Below are 18686 nucleotides of genomic sequence, written 5' to 3' on the forward strand. Positions count from 1 at the left end.
TCAGTCCACCGTCACGTAGTCGGGGCCGGAGTAACGGCCGGTGGCCAGCTTCTGCCGCTGCATCAGCAGATCGTTCAGGAGCGAGGACGCGCCGAAGCGGAACCAGTGGTTGTCCAGCCAGTCCTCGCCCGCGGTCTCGTTGACCACGACCAGGAACTTGATGGCGTCCTTGCTGGTACGGATACCGCCCGCGGGCTTCACGCCGACCTGCACGCCGGTCTGCGCGCGGAAGTCGCGGACCGCCTCCAGCATCAACAGGGTGTTCGCGGGAGTGGCGTTGACGGCGACCTTGCCGGTGGACGTCTTGATGAAGTCCGCCCCCGCCAGCATGCCGAGCCAGCTCGCGCGGCGGATGTTGTCGTACGTCGACAGCTCGCCCGTCTCGAAGATGACCTTGAGGCGGGCCGCCCCGGAGGCCTCCTTCACGGCGACGATCTCCTCGTACACCTTCGCGTAGTTGCCGCCGAGGAACGCTCCGCGGTCGATGACCATGTCGATCTCGTCGGCGCCCGCGGCGACGGCGTCCCGCACGTCGGCCAGCTTCACGTCCAGCGCGGCGCGGCCGGCCGGGAAGGCGGTGGCGACCGAGGCGACCTTCACGCCGGAGCCGGCGACGGCCTCCTTGGCGGTGGCCACCATGTCGGGATAGACGCAGACGGCGGCTGTCGACGGGGCCGTGCGGTCCGTGGGGTCGGGGCGGACGGCCTTGGCGCCGAGCGCCCGGACCTTGCCCGGGGTGTCCGCGCCTTCCAGCGTCGTCAGGTCGACCATCGAGATCGCGAGGTCGATGGCGTACGCCTTCGCGGTGGTCTTGATGGAACGAGTGCCGAGGGAGGCGGCGCGGGCCTCCAGGCCGACCGCGTCCACGCCGGGGAGACCGTGGAGGAAGCGGCGCAGTGTGCTGTCGGACGCGGTCACGTCTGTGAGTGCGTGTGCTGCGGGTGCAGTGGTGGGCATGGTCACCAGACGAGCATATCTACGCGCGTAGCGGCTGTACAGCCCTGGGGATGGGTGGGGGTGCGGGTGGGTGGGGGTTGGGATTTCGCCCCCGCCGCCCCTACCCGATCCCGTCACTTTCTCGGGGGCTCCGCCCCCGAACCCCCGCTCCTCAAACGCCGGAGGGGCTGAAATACCCGGCGGAGGGGCTGAAAGGGCATGTGCCGACGGGGCTGGAAGCCGTGCGACGGAGCTGGGATGCCGAGTGTGGGAGGGGCTGGAAATCGATCCTCGGTGGCGTCGGGCAGAATCGGGGTATGACGACGCCCGACCAGCAGCCGACCGTGCCGGAGACGCCGGATCCTCAGTTCAAGGATCGGGTCTATCGGTCGCCCTCCGGTATCGCGGGTGGGGTGCTGTTGCTCGCGATCGCGGGGTGGCTCGGGATCGATGCGCTGGTCACGGGTGAGGGGCGGGCGCCGTGGGTGGCGCTGGCCGCGTTGCTTTTTCTGGTTCCGCTGGTGCTCGCGTTCACCGTGCGGCCGGCCGTGTACGCCAACGAGCAGCGGCTGCGCATCCGTAACCCCTTCCGGGTGATCGCGCTGCCCTGGGTGACGGTCGAGTCGTTCCGGTCGGGCTACTCGAACGAGGTGCTCGACAAGGCCGGCGCCAAGTACCAGGTGTGGGCCGTGCCCGTCTCGCTGCGGGGCCGCAAGCGGGCGGCGCGGCGAGAGGCGCGCGGGGAGGCCCGCGGGGCCGCGGCGGCGGCCCGTGGCGGTCAGCAGCATGCCGCGGCGGTGGCCACCGGACCTGTGCGCTCCGCGGGCGACCAGATCATGGAGGAGCTGCGCGAGCTGCTGGAGGCCCGGGGCAAGGATCCGCGGGCGCAGGGCGAGGTCTCGGTGCGGTGGGCGTACGAGATCGTGGCGCCCGCGGCGGCGGGGGCCGTCCTGCTGGCGATTCTGCTGGCCATCGGCTGAGGCAGGGTGAAGTCGGCTGACGTCGGCCGGCCCGGCGAGGTTGCCGGGGTGAGGCCGTCGAGATCGCGCTCCTGCTCTCTCCCGCTCTCTCGTGATCTCTCCGGCTCTCTCGTGATCTCTTGTGATTTCTTGAGCCTTCTCCTCGCTTTTCGTGGTCTGACGTCCCCGCCCGTTTGAGGCGATGGGCGCGTCCGGCCGTACGAGAGGGCGGCATTTCGGTGGGGGCGGAAGCGGTCCGGTGGCCCGGGCAGGGGCGTTCGGTCGCTACTGTCACCACCTGTGCCGGCGCCGGTGTCATCACCGGCGTTCCCACGCGATCCAGGAGTGCATGTGTCGTACGACGAGCCGCTGCGACTGCCCGTGGCCGCGATACCCAACGGCTGCCGGGACTGGACGGCCGGGCGGGCCGGTGTCTGGTCGGCCGCGCTGCCTCCGCGCTGGTCGTTCCTGGGGGTGCGCAGGTCGGTCGCGGCAGCCTTGTCCACCTTCGCGCTGTGCGCGGGCGCCTGGGCGGCGATGCTCGGCGGACTGTGGCCGTTCGTCGCGGCCGGGTTCGCGGTGTACGTCCTGTGGGTGCTCGCACGGCCCGAGCTGGTCTGGGCCGGGGCACCCGCCCTGCTGCTGGCGCTCGCGTTGGAGGCGCGGTCGCTGCCGTGGGTCGTGACCGCCGTCGTGGCGTTCGTCGTGGTGGTCACCTGGGCCGCCGTCGCCGTACGCCTTCGGGCCCGGAGCGGTCAGCTCGAACGGGCGCTGGAGGCCGCCGGGGACACCACGGCACGCACCCCGGACGCGGACGCAGTGCTCCGGCGTGGCCGTTTCCTGCTCCCGGTCGGCCTCACGGTGCTCGGGCTCGGCGTGCTCACCGGCGCCACCGCGGGCCTGTGGGGCACGCCCGACGACCAGCGGGGCTCCTGGGTCGTGGCCATCTACCTGGCCGGGCTCGCCGTGACCGCCCTGGCCTCGGCGTGGCTGGGCCGCCACCGGGCCCTCGCCCTGCGCCGGACCCCCGCGCCCGTACTGCGCGTCCTCGTGCGCGACGACGCGCAGGGCACCACGGAGGTGTACGCGGCGGACGACCTCGCCGCGGTGCGCCCGCTCTTCACGGTGGACCTGACGTCGTACGACGGTGAGGAGCCGGACGAGGACGAGGACGACGACGAGGACGACGCGGACGGCGAAGCGGGCGACGAGGAACTGGAGCGGCTCCTCGACGCGGTCGACGACGACACCCCCGGGCCGGTCCGCGAGGCCGTCCTCTACGGCGCCCCCTTCGACGGCGCCGAACTCGTGGTCGTCAGCGCCGACGAGGACCCGGACCAGCCGCCGCTCACGGAGTGGTCGACGGGACCGGTCCGGCCGCTGTCGCCGAGCGCGGGCATGAGACGGGCCGCCAAGGAGAAGGCCCGCGAGGAGCAGAGCCGCCAACTGGAGGAACAGGCGAGGGAGTTGGTCGTCGACCGGCCGCCCGTCCCGGTCCGCCGCTGGCGTGCGGGCTGGCTCGACTGGCTGGCCGCGGCGCTGCTCGTGCTCTGGGGTGCCTGGTTCGTCGGGCTGTGGCTCTCCGAGTCCGGAGCGCCCCTGTGGAAGCTGGCACTCCTCGGCGTACTCGGCCTCTACGGAGTCGTACGCGTCCCCATGAAGCTCGCCTGGCGCATCACCGCCGACCGCTCGGGGCTGTGGGTCACCGGGCTGCGCGGCCCCCGGCACGTCCCCTGGGACGACTTCCGCTCCGTACGCCGTCAGTCCTTCGAACTGAAGCTCCGCTGGCGGGGCGACAACTGGTCGGTCGCGGCGCCACGCTGGGCGTGGTTCGAGCGACGCCAGGGCCTGGTCCATCCCTACGACGCCCTGGCGGCCGAACTCACCGCCATGCGTACGGACCCCGCACTGCGGCCCACCGGAGAGAGCACCGCACCCGAACGGGGGCGCCCGCTCTGGCCGTTGGTGCTGGTGCTCGGAGTGGTGTGGGCGGCGGTACTGGTGGTGTGGGGCTGAGGCCGCGGTGACCGACCGGCAACCCTCGCGGGGGCCGGCGGCGACCTGAGGGTGAAATCCCGTCCCCCACCAAGGGAGTTCACCGTGCACAGACACTTGGCGCGTCTGGTCACCGTTCTCGCCGCCCTGGTCGCATTGGTCGCCTCGCCCCTCACGTCGGCGTCCCCGGCGAAGGCCGCCGACCAGTGGAACCCGCCCGCGAACCTCGTACAGCCGCTGGGCGAGGTGTGGAACCACGTCTCGACCACCTACCCGGACCTCTACGGCTTCCGCAACTACGGCTGGGACCAGGTCATGGCCAACCGGGGAAGCATCAACTACTGCGTCCGCTGGGAGTCCGACGCACCGGTCAGCACCGATCTGCGCGACCGGATCCACGCCGCCCTGAAGAAGCAGTTCGGCAAGTGGACGGCCGCCATGGTGGACAACGGCACGGGCCACAACGCCTGGCCGTACACCAGCGTGCCGGTCAACATCGTCGGCTGGGCGGTGAAGAACCGCTCGACCCTCCAGTGGACCGACAACTCCGTCGACATCTACACCGGCCTCGACGGCGGCGGCGCCCCGCAGTGCGCGCCCGACTGCGGCCGCTTCTTCCACCAGGACGGCAACTACTCCCGCTGTCCGGGCGGCGCGGCCCGCCACTACGACCAGTCCCTCTGGCTCACCAAGGGCTTCCAGGGCGGCGCCGGCGGCGACTGGGGCCAGCGCGTCGGCCAGGAGTACTTCACCGGCGCCCTGGCGCAGGAGAACATCCACATCTACCTGCACGAGGTCGGCCACACCTTCGGCCTCGACGACTTCTACGACTGGACCCCGACCGGCCAGTGCTGCTTCCTCATGAAGGCGGGCAGCGCCGCGCAGATCACGGAGTTCGACAAGTGGATGTACCGGGACTTCTGGCGCCACTTGAAGAGCAGGTACGGCCTGTGACGGCTGCTGCCTGAGAGAGGCGTCCCGACGGGTGCGCGCTCAACTGCGCACACCCGTCGGGTCGTTGGACCCCCTGGCCGTTCAGATGCCCGCGGCCACCGACAGGTCCCGCTTGATCGTCGTCAGGAGTTCCGTCGCCTTCGCGCGGGCCGCCGGGAGGTTGTCGTGGGTGCCGACCGGGACCACGACCTCCAGGTAGCACTTCAGCTTCGGCTCCGTACCGCTGGGGCGGACGATGACGCGGGCGCCGTCCAGCGTGTAGCGCAGGCCGTCGGTGGGCGGGAGCGTGTCCGTGCCCTTCGTCAGGTCCTCGGCCTTGGTGACTGACAGGCCCGCGAGCCGTGTGGGCGGCTGCTCGCGCAGACGGCGCATCGCGTCCGAGATGAGGGACAGGTCGTCCACGCGGACCGAGAGCTGGTCCGTGGCGTGCAGGCCGTGCTCGACCGCGAGGTCGTCGAGGAGATCGAGGAGCGTACGGCCCTCGGACCTGAGCCCCGAGGCCAGTTCCGTGATCAGCAGGGCGGCCGTGATGCCGTCCTTGTCCCGTACGCCCTCGGGGTCGACGCAGTAGCCCAGCGCCTCCTCGTAGCCGTACCGCAGGCCCTCCACGCGGGCGATCCACTTGAAGCCCGTCAGCGTCTCCTCGTACGGCAGTCCCGCCTTCTCGGCGATCCGGCCGAGCAGGGAGGACGAGACGATCGACTCCGCGAACGTGCCCCGCGCGCCCCGGCGGACGAGGTGCTCGGCGAGGAGCGCGCCCACCTCGTCGCCGCGCAGCATGCGCCAGGCCCCGCCGTCCTTGACGGCCGCCGCGCACCGGTCCGCGTCCGGGTCGTTCGCGATGATCAGGTCCGGGTCCGTCTCACGGGCCTTCGCGAAGGCCAGGTCCATCGCGCCGGGCTCTTCCGGGTTGGGGAAGGCGACGGTCGGGAAGTCCGGGTCGGGCTCGGCCTGTTCGGCGACGAGGACCGGCTCCGGGAAACCGGCCCGGGCGAACGCCGCCAGCAGTGTCTCCTTGCCGACGCCGTGCATCGCCGTGTAGACCGTGCGGGCCGTACGCGGGGAGCCGGCGGCCAGTACCTCGTCCGTACGGGCCAGATAGGCGTCCAGGACACCGTCGTCGAGGGTCTCCCAGCCGCTGTCCGGGCGGGGGACGTCGGCCAGGCTCGTGATCGCGGCGATCTCCGCGGCGATCTCTGCGTCCGCCGGGGGCACGATCTGGGAGCCGTCGCCGAGGTAGACCTTGTAGCCGTTGTCGCGCGGCGGGTTGTGGCTGGCCGTGACCTCCACGCCCGCCACCGCGCCCAAGTGCCTTATGGCGTACGCGAGTACGGGCGTGGGGAGGGGGCGGGGGAGTACGGCGGCGCGCAGGCCCGCGCCCGTCATGACCGCCGCCGTGTCGCGGGCGAAGTCGGCGGACTTGTGGCGGGCGTCGTAGCCGATGACGACGAGGCCGCCGGTCTGGCCCTTGGACTTGAGATACGCGGCGAGGCCCGCGGCGGCGCGGATGACGACCGCGCGGTTCATGCGCATCGGGCCGGCGCCGAGTTCGCCGCGCAGGCCGGCCGTGCCGAACTGGAGGGTGCCGCTGAAGCGTGCGGTGAGCTCCGCCGTGTCCTCGGCGTCGATCAGCTTGGCGAGTTCCTCACGGGTTTCCGCGTCGGGGTCCTCGGCCAGCCATGCCTTGGCCCGGGCGGTGAGTCCGTCCTGCACGTCGGGTCAACCTCTCTCTTTGCCTTTTGTCCTGTGGTGCCGCGTAGCCGTCCCGTCCCTGGGGGCTCCGCCCCCAGACCCCCTTATCGGCCTGAACGGCCTCGTCCTCAAACGCCGGACGGGCTGATGGTGGGCCCGGGCTGCGAAATCTTCAGCCCCTCCGGCGTTTGAGGAGCGGGGGTTCGGGGGCAGCGCCCCCGAAAGGGACGGGAATGGGTAGGGGCGGCGGGGGCGAAGAAACCTACAGGCGGTCCAGAACCTGGGTCAGCAGCGCACCCATGTGGGTGGCGGAGTCGCGGCCCGCCTGGAGGACCTCCTCGTGGTTGAGGGGCTCGCCGGTCATCCCGGCGGCGAGGTTGGTGACGAGGGAGATGCCGAGCACCTCCGCACCGGCCTCACGCGCCGCGATGGCCTCGAGGGTCGTCGACATCCCCACCAGGTCCGCCCCGATGACCCGCGCCATCCGAATCTCCGCAGGCGTCTCATAGTGCGGCCCGGGGAACTGCGCGTACACCCCCTCTTCGAGGGTCGCGTCGATCTCCTTGCACAGCGCGCGCAGCCGCGGCGAGTACAGATCCGTCAGATCGACGAAGTTCGCGCCGACGATCGGAGACGCCGCCGTCAGGTTGATGTGGTCGCTGATGAGGACCGGCTGCCCGGGCCGCATGCCCTCGCGGAGCCCCCCGCAGCCGTTGGTCAGCACGATCGTCTTGCAGCCGGCGGCCACGGCGGTACGGACGCCGTGCGCGACGGCGGCGACACCGCGGCCCTCGTAGAAGTGGGTGCGGCCCAGGAACACGAGCGCGCGCTTGTCGCCGATCTCGTACGAGCGGACCTTGCCGCCGTGTCCCTCGACCGCCGGCGGCGGGAAGCCGGGCAGCTCGGTGACCTGGAACTCGGCCGCGGGGTCGCCGAGGGCGTCCACGGCGGGTGCCCAGCCGGAGCCCATCACGAGGGCGACGTCGTGGGTCTCGGCGCCCGTCAGTTCCCGTACGCGCACGGCGGCGGCGTCGGCGGCGGCGTACGGGTCGCCCTGGATGTCGTCCGGAAGAAGAGATGCGTTCACGCGCACGAGGGTAGCCGGTCCGGGCCTACGCGCGTAGATGGTGATGGTCACGGGATTGCGATCGTTGTCTTGTTGTTTCCGCCGAAGATCCCGGAGGCCGTGCGAGGAAGGGGCGGGCGTGGGGCCCCGCCCGCGGGGAGCCCGTGCGTCAGCAGGGGCGCTTGCGCAGCTCCATCACATAGTCGTGCGGGGCGCCCGCGGATTCCGCCGCGTCGGCGATCTCGCCGAGGTAGCGGGCCGAGGGGAGCCCTCCCTCGTAGCCGTTGAGGACGTAGACCCATGCGGCCTCCTCGCCCTCCAGCGTGTGGATCCGTACCCGCATCCGCCGGTAGACGTCCAGGCCGACGCCCTCCCAGCGGTCCATGGACTCCTCGTCCGGGGGTGCGATGTCGTACAGGGCGACGAAGACCTGCGAGCGCGGGGCCTCCACGATGGTGGCCAGCGCGCCCTCCCAGCCCATGTGCTCGCCGCCGAACGTCAGCCGCCAGCCGTTCAGCCATCCCGTGGCGCGCAGCGGGGAGTGCGGAGCGCGGCGCGTCATGAGCCGCGGGTCGAGATTGCCGGCGTACGCGGCGTAGAGCGACATGGATCGAGGGTACGGCAGCGAACGCGTACGCCTCTCCCGTAACCGGAGCACCCGGATTCCGCACTCGGATTCCGTACCCGCGCCGCCCGGATCCGGTGATCCTCGCCCCGTCGGCGGCCCCCGGGCGGAAGCACCTTGAAGCGTGCGGGACAATGGAGTACGTGACTCGGATCGTGATCATTGGTGGCGGACCCGGCGGATACGAGGCGGCCCTGGTGGCAGCCCAGCTCGGCGCGGAGGTGACCGTCGTCGACTGCGACGGTCTGGGCGGGGCGTCGGTGCTCACCGACTGCGTCCCGTCGAAGACCCTGATCGCGACGGCGGAGGTGATGACCACCTTCGACTCGTCGTACGAGGAGCTGGGGATCATCGTCGCCGATGACACTCCTCACATCGACACGCCCGCGCGGGTCGTCGGTGTCGACCTCGGGAAGGTCAACCGCCGTGTGAAGCGGCTCGCGCTCGCCCAGTCGCACGACATCACCGCCTCCGTGACGCGCGCCGGTGCCCGTGTACTGCGGGGCCGCGGGCGGCTCGAAGGCATGCAGGCCCTGGACGGCTCGCGCAAGGTCGTCGTACGGGCCGCGGACGGCAGCGAGGAGACGCTCGTCGCCGACGCCGTGCTCATCGCCACCGGCGGACACCCCCGCGAGCTGCCCGACGCGCAGCCGGACGGGGAGCGGATCCTCAACTGGACGCAGGTCTACGACCTCGACGAGCTGCCCGAGGAGCTCATCGTCGTCGGCTCCGGTGTCACCGGTGCCGAGTTCGCCGGCGCCTACCAGGCCCTCGGCTCGCGCGTCACGCTCGTCTCCAGCCGCGACCGCGTGCTGCCGGGCGAGGACCCGGACGCGGCGGCCGTCCTGGAGGACGTGTTCCGGCGGCGCGGGATGAACGTCATGGCCCGCTCGCGCGCCGCGTCCGCCAAGCGCGTCGGCGACCGCGTCGAGGTGACGCTCGCCGACGGCCGGGTCATCACCGGCTCGCACTGTCTGATGGCCGTCGGAGCCATCCCGAACAGCGACGGCATGGGTCTCGAAGAGGCCGGGGTCAAGGTCCGGGAGTCCGGCCACATCTGGACCGACAAGGTCTCCAGGACCACCGCCCCCGGCGTGTACGCCGCCGGTGACGTGACCGGCATCTTCGCGCTGGCCTCCGTGGCCGCCATGCAGGGCCGTATCGCGATGTACCACTTCCTCGGCGACGCGGTCGCCCCGCTGAACCTCAAGACGGTCTCGTCGAACGTCTTCACCGACCCCGAGATCGCCACCGTCGGCTACTCCCAGGCGGACGTCGACGGCGGCGTGATCGACGCCCGGGTCGTCAAGCTGCCCCTGCTGCGCAATCCGCGCGCCAAGATGCAGGGCATCCGCGACGGCTTCGTCAAGATCTTCTGCCGTCCGGGCACCGGGATCGTCGTCGGCGGTGTGGTCGTCTCGCCGCGCGCCTCGGAACTCATCCATCCGATCTCGCTCGCGGTCGACAACAACCTGACCGTCGAACAGATCGCGAACGCCTTCACCGTGTACCCGTCCCTGTCGGGTTCGATCGCCGAGGTGGCCCGGCAGCTGCACACCCGGAAGACCGAGGGTGAATCCTGACGGTGAAGGACGGTTCCCCGCTGGTCACGGGGATCGTCGGGCCTTTGGTGACGGTGAGTCGCCGCCCATTCGTGCGGCATAGGCGCCGTGATTAGGCGCGTATACCACTTCGTGCCCTGCGGTGCGAACAACTTCTGTTATTCGGCGCAAACTGCTGAAAGCAGACGGTCGTTGGGGTTACTGTCAGTTTCGTGTTCGCTGCAGAACGTCGCCAATTGATCCTCGAAATGGTGCGAGCGAATGGGGCCGTGTCGCTCCGTGAGCTCGCCCGCGTCGTCCAGACCTCCGAAGTGACCGTACGGCGGGACGTGCGCGCACTGGAGGCAGAAGGACTCCTCGACCGCCGGCATGGCGGTGCGGTATTGCCGGGCGGGTTCACGCGGGAGTCCGGCTTTCCGCAGAAATCTCATCTCGCGACCGCCGAGAAGACGGCCATCGCCGATCTCGCCGCAAGTCTCGTCGAAGAGGGCGAGGCCATTGTGGTGGGGGCGGGAACCACGACACAGGAGCTGGCCCGCCGGCTCGCGCGGGTCCCCGGTCTGACCGTCGTCACCAACTCCCTGCTGGTGGCCCAGGCGCTGGCCCACGCCAACCGCGTGGAGGTCGTGATGACCGGCGGCACCCTGCGCGGTTCCAACTACGCCCTGGTCGGCAGCGGGGCCGAGCAGTCCCTCCAGGGGCTGCGGGTCTCCCGGGCCTTCCTGTCGGGGAGCGGACTGACCGCCGAGCGCGGCCTGTCCACCTCCAACATGCTGTCGGCGTCCGTCGACCGCGCGCTGGTGCAGGCGGCCGCCGAGGTCGTCGTCCTCGCCGACCACACCAAGCTCGGCACCGACACGATGTTCCAGACCGTGCCGACCGACGTGATCACCCGGCTCGTCACCGACGAGCCGCCCGCCCACGACGACCGCGCGGGCACCGAGCTGCAGGCCCTGGCGGATCAGGGCGTACAGATCGCGGTGGCCGGAGCCGGTGGTTCGGGCGGGGATACGGTCCCGGCGGGGCGTCAGCCGCCACGCCGGGACGTGCCGCTCCCCGGCCCCAGGCGTGGCCAGGTCCCCGGCGGAGGCCCGCAGTTGCGCAGCGCGGCCGCGGTTCTGGGGGAACAGCCCCAGAGCGAGCGGGCGCGGGTCGCGGACCTGCGCCGACGCTGACGGGCGGTCGGCCGCCCGGCCCGGATCCTGACGGACGACGGTCCAGTTCGTACGTCGGGAAGCGCGGCCACGGCAGAACGTAGGTCGGTGGTACGTACGTGTCGGGGCGTCAGGCCTTGAGGCCCCGTAGCGTCAGTGTCAGCAGGCGGTCGGCCAGCTCCGGATCGTCCGGGGTCTCCTCGGCCGCCAGCGCGATGGCGTTGGTCAGCTGGAGCAGGTCGCCGATGGAGACATCGGAGCGCACCGCGCCCGCCAGCTGCGCACGGGCGAGCAGGGCGCTGCCCGCCTCACGCATCGGACCACTGCACCGGGCGAGCTCCGACGCGTCGTCGTGCGAGGCCGCCATGAGCGCCCGCGCCAGACCGCGGTACTCACTCGCATGAGTGATGATGGCGCGCAGCCACGTCACGAGCGCCGTGCACGGCTGCGGGTCGTCCAGCAGTTCGCGTGAGAGGTCGAGGAGATCGCTCACCGCGTCCGAGAAGACCGAGCTCAGCAGTGCCTGGCGGTTCGGGAAGTGCCGGTACAGGGTGCCGATGCCCACTCCGGCCCTTCTGGCCACGTCCTCCAGAGAGGCGTCCGCGCCGAACTCGGCGAATGCCGTCCGGGCCTCGGAGATCAGTCGCTCGTGGTTGCGGCGGGCGTCGGCGCGCATGCCTGCCGGCGGCTTGGCCATGTGAATCACCTCGCCTCTCCTGCGTGCCGGGGGTGGGACGTGGTTGCCCGATCCCAACTCGTCTGCCCCATTGTTGTTGTTCGGGGGGTGCGGATGCGTTGTGGCTTTGCGCAGTTCCCCGCGCCCCTGACGGGGCGCTTGCCCTTGACCGGGCTCTCAAGCCGAGGCGCCCGGCGGACAGGGTGAACCTGTTCGTCGGGCGCCTTGAGGCTGTGCGGGCGGGTCAGTCCTTGATTTCGCAGATGAGGGCGCCGGAGGTGACCGAGGCGCCGACCTCGGCGGACAGGGCCTTGACCGTGCCGGAGCGGTGGGCGTTGAGGGGCTGTTCCATCTTCATGGCCTCCAGGACGACGACGAGGTCGCCCTCCTTGACCTCCTGGCCCTCCTCGACGGCGACCTTGACGATGGTGCCCTGCATCGGCGAGGCGAGGGTGTCGCCGGAGGCGGCCGGGCCGGACTTCTTGGCCGCGCGGCGCTTGGGCTTGGCGCCGGCCGCGAGGCCCGTGCGGGCCAGCGACATGCCGAGGGAGACCGGCAGGGAGACCTCCAGCCGCTTGCCGCCGACCTCGACGACGACCGTCTCGCGGCCCGGCTCGTCCTCCACCTCGGTGTCCGCGGGAGCCGCGAAGGGCTTGATCTCGTTGACGAACTCGGTCTCGATCCAGCGGGTGTGGACCGTGAACGCGTCGCTGGAGCCGGTCAGTTCGGGGGCGAACGCCGGGTCCTTCACGACCGCGCGGTGGAAGGGGATCGCGGTCGCCATGCCCTCGACGTTGAACTCGGCCAGCGCGCGGGCAGCCCGCTGCAGGGCCTGCTCACGGGTGGCGCCGGTGACGATCAGCTTGGCGAGCAGGGAGTCCCAGGCCGGGCCGATGACGCTGCCGGTCTCCACGCCCGCGTCCAGGCGCACACCCGGACCCGACGGCGGGGCGAACACGGTCACCGTGCCGGGAGCGGGCAGGAAGCCCCGGCCCGGGTCCTCGCCGTTGATGCGGAACTCGAAGGAGTGGCCGCGCAGTTCCGGGTCGCCGTAGCCGAGTTCCTCGCCGTCGGCGATGCGGAACATCTCGCGTACGAGGTCGATGCCGGCGACCTCCTCGGTGACCGGGTGCTCCACCTGGAGGCGGGTGTTGACCTCCAGGAAGGAGATCGTGCCGTCCGTGCCGACCAGGAACTCCACGGTCCCGGCGCCGACATAGCCGGCCTCCTTGAGGATGGCCTTCGAGGAGGAGTACAGCTCGGCGACCTGCTCGTCCGACAGGAAGGGCGCGGGCGCCTCCTCGACCAGCTTCTGGTGGCGGCGCTGCAGCGAGCAGTCACGCGTCGAGACGACGACCACGTTGCCGTGGGAGTCGGCCAGGCACTGGGTCTCCACGTGCCGCGGCTTGTCGAGGTAGCGCTCCACGAAGCACTCCCCGCGGCCGAACGCGGCCACCGCCTCGCGCACCGCCGAGTCGTACAGCTCGGGGACCTCTTCGAGGGTGCGGGCGACCTTCAGGCCGCGACCGCCGCCGCCGAAGGCCGCCTTGATGGCGATCGGCAGGCCGTGCTCCTCGGCGAAGGCGACGACCTCGTCCGAGCCCGAGACCGGGTCGGGCGTGCCGGCGACCAGCGGGGCACCGGCGCGCTGCGCGATGTGCCGGGCCGCCACCTTGTCGCCCAGGTCGCGAATCGCCTGCGGCGGCGGGCCGATCCAGATCAGCCCGGCGTCCAGGACGGCCTGGGCGAAGTCGGCGTTCTCGGAAAGGAAGCCGTAGCCGGGGTGGATGGCGTCAGCGCCGGAGTCCTTGGCGGCCTGCAGCACCTTGGCCATGTCGAGGTAGCTGGTCGCGGGGGTGTCACCGCCCAGCGCGAACGCCTCGTCCGCGGCCCGCACATGCAGTGCGTCCCGGTCCGGCTCGGCGTACACCGCCACGCTCGCGATACCGGCGTCTCGGCACGCCCGGGCGACACGAACAGCGATTTCGCCACGGTTGGCGATCAACACCTTGCGCACGTTGGCTCCCTCTCCTTGAAACAAGCCGAGTTTAGGGACTGCCGACACGACGTATCGACCCGTCCCCGGTGGTGAGCTTGCCCACACGGAGCGTGATACGAGGCCCGCTCGTCCGCGAAATCCCTTGTCGCACCGCGGTACGCAGGGGGCTTCCCAAGAACCCTAGCCCTCCGATGTGGTCAAGGTCTCTGTGAGAGCGTGCTGCGCCCCACTCCGTTTCTTTGTGGAGTCCCTACGAATGGCCCAACGAATCTTTGCCCTCCGTAGATCCCTTGTCCCGCGGTTTACCCGTTAGTAGCGTGCAGGCTGTCTCGAACGTACTTGAGGTAACAGCAGTTTTGGTCGAGCGGCAGTCGGAAGTGGGTGGGGACCGGTGGTGCGCAGACCGGTGGCATGGGTGACCGCGATCGTGCTCTTCGCGGAGGCGATAGGCATCGCGTTGGTCAACTGGTTCATGGGGATAGTTGTCGACCGGCAGGACATGTCCCTGGCCGGGCTCGACTCGGACGTGATGTCCACGTCCTCGAAGGTCGCCGGCCTGCTCTTCGGCCTCTACTTCGCGCTCTGCGGTGTCGTCGCGCTGCGCGTGGCCCTGCGCGACCGCGCCCCCGCGGGCGTCGGCCGCATCCTGCTGTTCAGCGCGGCGGTGGTGCACGCCCTGCTCGGCGCGTTCACGGTGGGCCTGGTGGGCTGGGGCGCGTTCGCCTTCATGATGGTCGTGCTCGGACTGATCGTGCTCATCTTCATGACGTACGACCGTCGCGAGGGCACCGTTTCCGACGCCGGGCCGGACGACGCCAAGCCGGACGGCGGAGCGACGGGCGGTGGCGCCGCGAACGGCGGTGCCGCGGGCGGGAGCAACGGCGGGACGCCGGTCATCCCGCCTCCGGCGCCCTCGGCTTCCTGACTCCCCTGTTCCCTTACTCCCCGACCGCTCGTCCCGCCCCGCGCGTCACTTCTCGCGCGGGGTCCACAACTCCGTGATGCCGACGCCCAGTTCGGCCAGCAGGCGGCGTACCAACGGCAGCGAGATCCCGATGACGTTGCCGTGGTCGCCGTCGATGCCGTCGATGAACGGGGCCGAGCGGCCGTCGAGCGTGAACGCCCCCGCGACATGGAGGGGCTCGCCCGAGGCGACGTACGCGGCGATCTCCGCGTCGCTCGGCTCGCCGAAGCGGACCACGGTGGAGGCGACCCCCGAGGTGTGGCGCCCGGCCGTCGTGTCCCATACGCAGTGCCCGGTCTGGAGCGTGCCGGCGCGGCCTCGCATGGCCTTCCAGCGCGCGGTCGCCTCCTCGGCGTCGGCGGGCTTGCCGAGCGCCTCGCCGTCCAGGTCGAGCACCGAGTCGCAGCCGATCACCAGGGCGCCCTTGACCTCCGGCCGCGCCGCGACCACGGAGGCCTTCGCCTCGGCCAGCGCGAGTGCCAGTTCGGCGGGGGTCGGGGCGGTCACGGCGTCCTCGTCGACCCCGCTGACGATGACCTCGGGGGTGAGTCCGGCCTGGCGCAGCAGTCCGAGCCGGGCGGGGGACTGGGAGGCGAGGACGAGTCGGCGGCGTGGCTGATCAGTCATGCGGCCAGGGTATCGGCGGGGCCGGGGCGGCTCACATCACGCCGAGCACGATCATCGCGAGCACCGCGGCCAGCGCCAGGAGAACGCCCAGCCGCCGCAACATGTCCTGCATGTCACGCAGTTCCTTGGGCGGCTCGTTCTCCGGGTCGGACCACAACATTCCACGATCGTGACTCCGCCGCGGGCGCGGGCGCCTGAGTACGCGTACTCATTTTGAGTAAAAGGGTCTGGGGTTCCATTAGGGCCTGCCTCCCTGCTACCGTTCGGGGCATCACTAAAGGGACTCCGATTCCATTAGGGAACGGGTCCTGATCCCCTCAGGGAGGGATGTGCCGTGTTCACCACCGCCTGGACCGCCTCGCCCCAGCTGCCCAGCACGGGCTTCACGCCCAACTGGTCGCAGGAGGGCTTCTGGCGTCAGTCCCTGCGTCAGGTCGTCCGCCTCGGCGCGGGCGGCGACCGGGTCCGTATCCGCCTCTCGAACGCGTACGGGACCTCGCCGCTCCGGATCGCGGGCGCGACCCTCGCTCGTACGGCCCGGGGAGCCGCCGTGCGGCCGGACTCGGTCCGGCGGCTCACCTTCGCGGGGGCCGCCTCCGCCGAGGTGCCCGCGCGCGGGGAGATCATCGGCGACACGGCCGAACTCGCCCTGGAATCAGGCGAATCGGTGACGGTCACCCTCCATCTGGACGCCGTCACCGGGCCCGCCACCTTCCACGCGCAGGCCTTCACCACCAGCTACCGGGGCGCGGGAGACCTCCTGGAGGACACCGGGGGCGAGGCCTTCGACGAGGTCAGCGAGTCCTGGTACTTCCTGTCCGGCGTCGACGTCTCGGCGGGCCGTACGGACGCCGTGGCCTTGTTCGGCGACTCGATCACCGACGGGTTCGGGTCCACGCCCGGCGCGAACCGGCGCTGGTCCGACGCCCTCGCCGAGCGCACGGGACGGCCCGTCCTCAACGCCGGCATCGGCGGGAACCTGCTGCTCAACGACTCGGCCTGGTACGGGGAGAAGGGCGTCCGGCGCGTGGAGCGGGACGTGTTCGCGCTCGTGGGCGTCGACACACTCGTCGTTCTGCTGGGGCTCAACGACATCGGCTTCAGCGAGACGGACGAACAGCCCACGTATCGGCCCGCGCCGCTCGTGGAGGTGGGTGAACTCGTCGCGGGGCACCGGGAGTTGATACGGCAGGCCCGGGAGCGGGGGGTGCGGGCCGTGGGCGCGACCCTGCTTCCCTTCGGCGGGTCCGATCACTGGGGGGAGCGGGCGGCGAAGGTGAGTCACGAGCTGAACGAGTGGATTCGTTGCTCGGGCGAGTACGACGCGGTCGTCGATCTCCACCGGGCGCTGGGGGATCCCGACTCGCCTGATGTGCTGCGTGGGGCGTACGACTTCGGCGATCACCTGCACCCGAACGATGCCGGGTACGTGGTGATGGCCGAAGCCGTCGCCGCCGTGCTAACCGGGCCAGAAGGTGCGGGCCCATGCCTGCGGGCCCGGCTGGGGTAGGCGCCTCTGGGCCACTCGGGACGGGTCGGACCAGGCCGGCCGGTCCTGGGGTGCGCCGGGCGGGGATGTCGCCGCCGCCGCGGCGCGGGCCTGGACCACCGCCAGTGCGGCGGCCAGCTCCTCGGGGGTCGGATTGCCCCGTACGACCTTGATCATGATCGTTCCCGCTCTCGGCTCTTGATTTTGGACACTCTCGACCGGCGTCCTACAGGGGGATGTTGCCGTGCTTCTTCGGCGGCAGGGACTCCCGCTTCGTACGCAGCGAGCGCAGGCCGCGTACGACGTGGGAGCGGGTGTCGGACGGCAGGATCACGCCGTCGATGTATCCGCGCTCGGCTGCCGTGTAGGGGTTGAGGAGCGTGTCCTCGTACTCCTGGATCAGGCGGGCCCGGGTGGCCTCCTGCTCGTCGGCGGGGGCCGCGGCGATGGTGCGGCGGTGCAGGATGTTCACCGCGCCCTGCGCGCCCATCACGGCGATCTGGGCCGTCGGCCAGGCGAGGTTGAGGTCGGCGCCCAGGTGCTTGGAGCCCATGACGTCGTACGCGCCGCCGAAGGCCTTGCGGGTGATGACCGTGATCAGCGGGACGGTGGCCTCCGCGTACGCGTAGATCAGCTTCGCGCCGCGGCGGATGATGCCGTAGTGCTCCTGGTCCACGCCCGGGAGGAAGCCGGGGACGTCCACGAACGTGATGACGGGGACGTTGAAGGCGTCGCAGGTGCGGACGAAGCGGGCCGCCTTCTCGCTCGCGTCGATGTCGAGGCAGCCCGCGAACTGCATCGGCTGGTTGGCGACGATGCCCACCGGATGGCCCTCGACCCGGCCGAAGCCGGTGAGGATGTTCGGCGCGAACAGCGGCTGGGTCTCGAAGAACTCGGCGTCGTCCAGGACGTGTTCGATCACCGTGTGCATGTCGTACGGCTGGTTCGCGCTGTCCGGGATCAGCGTGTCCAGCTCGCGGTCCTCGTCCGTCAGGGCCAGGTCCGCCTCCTCCGGGAAGGCGGGCGGCTCACTGAGGTTGTTCGACGGGAGGTAGGACAGCAGCGACTTGACGTACTCGATCGCGTCCTTCTCGTCGCCCGCCATGTGATGGGCCACGCCCGACACCGCGTTGTGGGTGCGCGCGCCGCCCAGTTCCTCGAAGCCGACGTCCTCGCCGGTGACCGTCTTGATGACGTCCGGGCCGGTGATGAACATGTGCGAGGTCTGGTCGACCATCACCGTGAAGTCGGTGATCGCGGGGGAGTAGACCGCGCCGCCCGCGCACGGGCCGACGACCAGGCTGATCTGCGGGATGACCCCCGAGGCATGGGTGTTGCGGCGGAAGATCTCGCCGTACATGCCGAGCGCCGACACGCCCTCCTGGATGCGGGCGCCGCCCGAGTCGTTGATGCCGATGACCGGACAGCCGGTCTTCAGCGCGAAGTCCATCACCTTCATGATCTTCTGGCCGTAGACCTCACCGAGCGCGCCGCCGAAGACCGTGAAGTCCTGGGAGAACACGGCCACCGGGCGGCCGTCCACCGTGCCGTAGCCGGTCACGACCCCGTCGCCGTACGGGCGGTTGTCCGCCAGGCCGAAGTCCGTCGAGCGGTGCTGCGCGAACTCGTCGAACTCCACGAAGGAGCCCTCGTCCAGCAGCAGCTCGATCCGCTCACGAGCCGTCAACTTGCCCTTGGCGTGCTGCTTTTCGACGGCACGTGCCGAGCCGGCGTGCGTCGCCTCGTCGATGCGGCGCCGCAGATCCGCGAGCTTGCCCGCGGTGGTGTGGATGTCGATCTCATGCTGCTGTTCCGGCTCGGACATCGGGATGCGGCTCCCTGCGTGCTCAGTGGGGACGTGAGGGTGAGGTGACACGAGGTGTTTCGGACGTGCTGAACGGTGCTGGGCGGTGCTCAGCAGGGGGGTTGGCTACTCATCCGTAGCGTAGTGGCGTGCCTACCGTTCGGCAGTGCGGCGTTTACCACAC

The 18686-nt window shown here is 71.0% G+C and carries 17 protein-coding genes; 7 read left to right on the forward strand and 10 right to left on the reverse strand.

Annotated elements, in window-relative coordinates:
- Positions 1-957 (reverse strand): deoxyribose-phosphate aldolase, encoded by a 957-nt coding sequence (gene deoC / locus ACN20J_RS30830; protein WP_189838408.1) that lies wholly within the window; start codon positions 955-957, stop codon positions 1-3.
- Between the two features lie 296 nt (positions 958-1253).
- On the opposite strand from deoC, the gene ACN20J_RS30835 reads away from it, so the two are divergent.
- The 3 genes from ACN20J_RS30835 (at position 1254) to ACN20J_RS30845 (ending at position 4844) form a co-directional block, all read left to right on the forward strand.
- Positions 1254-1916, forward strand: a complete 663-nt coding sequence (locus ACN20J_RS30835; protein ID WP_419667284.1) for a PH domain-containing protein — start codon at positions 1254-1256, stop codon at positions 1914-1916.
- 330 nt (positions 1917-2246) lie between these two features.
- A complete protein-coding gene (locus ACN20J_RS30840; RefSeq protein WP_419667285.1) occupies positions 2247-3911 on the forward strand; it encodes a hypothetical protein in 1665 nt (554 codons plus the stop codon).
- A gap of 84 nt (positions 3912-3995) precedes the next feature.
- A complete protein-coding gene (locus ACN20J_RS30845; protein ID WP_419667286.1) occupies positions 3996-4844 on the forward strand; it encodes a hypothetical protein in 849 nt (282 codons plus the stop codon).
- Positions 4845-4925: 81 nt separating this feature from the next.
- Here the strand turns inward: ACN20J_RS30845 and ACN20J_RS30850 are convergent, their stop codons facing one another.
- The 3 genes from ACN20J_RS30850 to ACN20J_RS30860 form a co-directional block, all read right to left on the reverse strand.
- Positions 4926-6557, reverse strand: a complete 1632-nt coding sequence (locus ACN20J_RS30850) for a phospho-sugar mutase (RefSeq protein WP_419667287.1) — start codon at positions 6555-6557, stop codon at positions 4926-4928.
- A gap of 241 nt (positions 6558-6798) precedes the next feature.
- Complete coding sequence (locus ACN20J_RS30855; protein ID WP_189837315.1) at positions 6799-7623, reverse strand: purine-nucleoside phosphorylase; 825 nt, start codon at positions 7621-7623, stop codon at positions 6799-6801.
- A gap of 148 nt (positions 7624-7771) precedes the next feature.
- Positions 7772-8209: a gamma-glutamylcyclotransferase gene (locus tag ACN20J_RS30860; RefSeq protein WP_055615596.1), complete on the reverse strand. Its 438-nt coding sequence runs from the start codon at positions 8207-8209 to the stop codon at positions 7772-7774.
- Between the two features lie 152 nt (positions 8210-8361).
- On the opposite strand from ACN20J_RS30860, the gene ACN20J_RS30865 reads away from it, so the two are divergent.
- Positions 8362-9810 (forward strand): NAD(P)H-quinone dehydrogenase, encoded by a 1449-nt coding sequence (locus tag ACN20J_RS30865; RefSeq protein ID WP_189837316.1) that lies wholly within the window; start codon positions 8362-8364, stop codon positions 9808-9810.
- A 191-nt stretch (positions 9811-10001) separates the two neighbouring features.
- Positions 10002-10964 (forward strand): DeoR/GlpR family DNA-binding transcription regulator, encoded by a 963-nt coding sequence (locus tag ACN20J_RS30870; protein WP_189837317.1) that lies wholly within the window; start codon positions 10002-10004, stop codon positions 10962-10964.
- Between the two features lie 109 nt (positions 10965-11073).
- On the opposite strand, the gene ACN20J_RS30875 is transcribed toward ACN20J_RS30870, so the two are convergent.
- Complete coding sequence (locus ACN20J_RS30875) at positions 11074-11640, reverse strand: TetR/AcrR family transcriptional regulator (protein WP_259333317.1); 567 nt, start codon at positions 11638-11640, stop codon at positions 11074-11076.
- A gap of 223 nt (positions 11641-11863) precedes the next feature.
- Positions 11864-13636, reverse strand: a complete 1773-nt coding sequence (locus ACN20J_RS30880) for an acetyl/propionyl/methylcrotonyl-CoA carboxylase subunit alpha (RefSeq protein WP_189837318.1) — start codon at positions 13634-13636, stop codon at positions 11864-11866.
- A gap of 373 nt (positions 13637-14009) precedes the next feature.
- Between ACN20J_RS30880 and ACN20J_RS30885 the strand changes: the two genes are divergently transcribed.
- Positions 14010-14543, forward strand: a complete 534-nt coding sequence (locus tag ACN20J_RS30885; RefSeq protein WP_190229617.1) for a hypothetical protein — start codon at positions 14010-14012, stop codon at positions 14541-14543.
- 45 nt (positions 14544-14588) lie between these two features.
- On the opposite strand, the gene ACN20J_RS30890 is transcribed toward ACN20J_RS30885, so the two are convergent.
- Both ACN20J_RS30890 and mmpB read right to left on the reverse strand, forming a co-directional pair.
- Entirely contained in the window at positions 14589-15209 is a 621-nt protein-coding gene (locus ACN20J_RS30890; RefSeq protein WP_361916849.1) for a Maf family protein, read from the reverse strand.
- A gap of 31 nt (positions 15210-15240) precedes the next feature.
- Positions 15241-15369, reverse strand: a complete 129-nt coding sequence (gene mmpB / locus ACN20J_RS30895) for a morphogenic membrane protein MmpB (RefSeq protein WP_143636837.1) — start codon at positions 15367-15369, stop codon at positions 15241-15243.
- A 174-nt stretch (positions 15370-15543) separates the two neighbouring features.
- On the opposite strand from mmpB, the gene ACN20J_RS30900 reads away from it, so the two are divergent.
- Positions 15544-16719 carry an SGNH/GDSL hydrolase family protein gene (locus ACN20J_RS30900; protein ID WP_419667288.1) on the forward strand — a complete coding sequence of 392 codons (1176 nt, stop codon included), beginning with the start codon at positions 15544-15546 and terminating at the stop codon, positions 16717-16719.
- Here the strand turns inward: ACN20J_RS30900 and ACN20J_RS30905 are convergent.
- The gene (locus tag ACN20J_RS30905; protein WP_190229761.1) at positions 16669-16878 is read right to left on the reverse strand and encodes an acyl-CoA carboxylase epsilon subunit; all 210 of its coding nucleotides are present in this window, start codon (positions 16876-16878) and stop codon (positions 16669-16671) included. The two genes, ACN20J_RS30900 and ACN20J_RS30905, sit on opposite strands and share 51 nt — an antisense overlap.
- A gap of 46 nt (positions 16879-16924) precedes the next feature.
- A complete protein-coding gene (locus tag ACN20J_RS30910) occupies positions 16925-18523 on the reverse strand; it encodes an acyl-CoA carboxylase subunit beta (protein ID WP_189837323.1) in 1599 nt (532 codons plus the stop codon).
- Positions 18524-18686 lie beyond the last annotated feature (163 nt).

The sequence above is a fragment of the Streptomyces sp. 2-1 genome (assembly GCF_048564895.1).
GTDB classification, from domain to species: Bacteria; Actinomycetota; Actinomycetes; order Streptomycetales; family Streptomycetaceae; genus Streptomyces; species Streptomyces phaeochromogenes.